This window comes from Rhodococcus sp. (in: high G+C Gram-positive bacteria), assembly GCF_049286785.1.
Taxonomy (GTDB): domain Bacteria; phylum Actinomycetota; class Actinomycetes; order Mycobacteriales; family Mycobacteriaceae; genus Rhodococcus_F.
This window is the reverse complement of sequence record NZ_JBAQEO010000907.1, coordinates 1-1,984: the sequence shown is the minus strand read 5'-3', so window position 1 is coordinate 1,984 and position 1,984 is coordinate 1. Positions and strand designations below refer to the sequence as shown.

1 protein-coding gene is annotated in these 1,984 nt (G+C 66.0%); it reads right to left on the bottom strand.

Annotated features, from left to right (window positions below; genetic code table 11):
- Window positions 1–1,749 (bottom strand): glutamate synthase central domain-containing protein (locus tag WAW17_RS32710; RefSeq protein WP_422336980.1); only part of this gene is annotated, 1,749 nt, incomplete at its 3' end.
- Window positions 1,750–1,984: the final 235 nt, after the last annotated feature.

Below are 1,984 nucleotides of genomic sequence, written 5' to 3'. Positions count from 1 at the left end.
GTTCAGTTCCTCGTTGTCCAGCACCGGCCAAGGCAACACGATCTGCCGGCACGACGCCGCGGTGGGCTCGAGCAGGTTCTGCTCCGGGCCCATGACCCGCGACAAAGACGTCACGATCTCTTCCCGGATCGCGTCGAGCGGCGGGTTGGTGACCTGAGCGAACAGCTCCACGAAGTAGTCGTAGAGCAACCGAGACCGCTCCGACATGACCGCGATCGGTGTATCGGTACCCATGGACCCGAGCGGCTCGCCACCGGACGCGGCCATCGGTGCCAGCAGCATCCGCAGATCTTCCTCGGTGTAGCCGAACGCCACCTGCCGCCGCACCACCGACTCGTGATCGAGGTGCACGAGCGGACGGTCGGGCAGCGTCTTCAGTTCGAGGAGACCGGCGTACAGCCATTCCGCGTACGGCTTCGCCTCGGCCAGCCTCGTCTTGATCTCGTCGTCGGGCACGATCCGGCCCTCCGACGTGTCGATCAGGAACATCTTTCCGGGTTCGAGGCGCCCCTTCGCGACGACCTCCGACTGCGGAACGTCCAGCACCCCGCTCTCGCTCGCCAGCACCACCCGGCCGTCGACGGTGTGCCACCACCTGCCCGGTCGCAGGCCGTTGCGGTCCAGGACGGCCCCCACCGCGGTGCCGTCGGTGAACGTGACGCAGGCGGGGCCGTCCCACGCCTCCATCAGGGAGGCATGGAATTGGTAGAACGCGCGCCTGTCCGGAGACATCGACGTGTTGTTCTCCCACGCCTCGGGCACCATCATCATCACGACGTGCGGCACGCTGCGTCCGCCGAGATGCAGCAGTTCGAGCACCTCGTCGAACGACGCGGAGTCCGAGGCCTCCGGCGTGCAGATGGGATACAGCCGCTGCAGATCACCGGGAATGAGGGAACTCGAGAGCAACGCCTCCCGCGCGCGCATCCGATTGCGGTTGCCACGAACGGTGTTGATCTCGCCGTTGTGCGCAACGAACCGGAAGGGATGAGCAAGGGGCCAGGACGGGAACGTGTTGGTGGAGAAACGACTGTGCACGATCGCGATGGCACTGGCCATCCTCTCGTCACGCAGATCCGGGAAATACCGCACCAACTGCTCTGTGGTCAGCATTCCCTTGTATACGAGGGTGCGGCTCGAGAGCGACGGGAAGTACATGCCCGTCCCCTCCGACTCCTCCGCGCGGGTGACCTGCTCGGCGCGCTTGCGCAGCGGATAGACCAGGCGATCGAGTTCCAGACCACCGGGCCGGCGCCCGCCGACTGCAGGAGCGGCCACGAAAAGCTGACTCATGTGCGGCTCGCACGCGCGGGCCGAAACGCCCACGTCGGCGCCGACCGGATCGACGGGAACCTCCCGCCAGCCGAGGATCTCGAGATCCTCCTCAGCCGCCAGGTCGGTTACCCGCTGCTGCGCGGTCACACGTGCCGCCGGATCTCGCGGAAGGAAACAGATGCCGGCCGCATAGGTGCTGCTGCCGTCGGCGAGTGGCGCCGGAAGGTCGAAATCGACGACGTCCTCGAAGAACTCGGTGGGGAGCTGAAGGAGAATGCCTGCGCCGTCACCGCTGTTGGGTTCGGAACCTGCCGCGCCGCGGTGTTGAAGGTTCTCGAGCGCGCGAAGTCCATCCGACACGATGGAATGACTGCGGCGACCGTTCACGTCCACCAGCATGGCGACGCCACAGGAATCTACTTCCTGGTCCGGGTCGTACAATCCCTGCCGACCGGGTGACTGAGAGAACAGCACCGATATACCTCCACATCGGCCAGGAAGACCACCAGGCTGGCGCGTGCGCGTCCCTGTCGGCGGCCTCCGCTGGCGGGGACGCCACAAACGGGCGCTTGACTGCTTTTCGGGGGTCTACCGGGACAGCATCGGCCCGTGAAGGTTGTTACCGAACATATATCCGGCGCGCTCAGTTTACCAGGCCGAACGACCCCGGGCGACGCCGGAACCTGCAGACATACACGTTGTGGCCCCA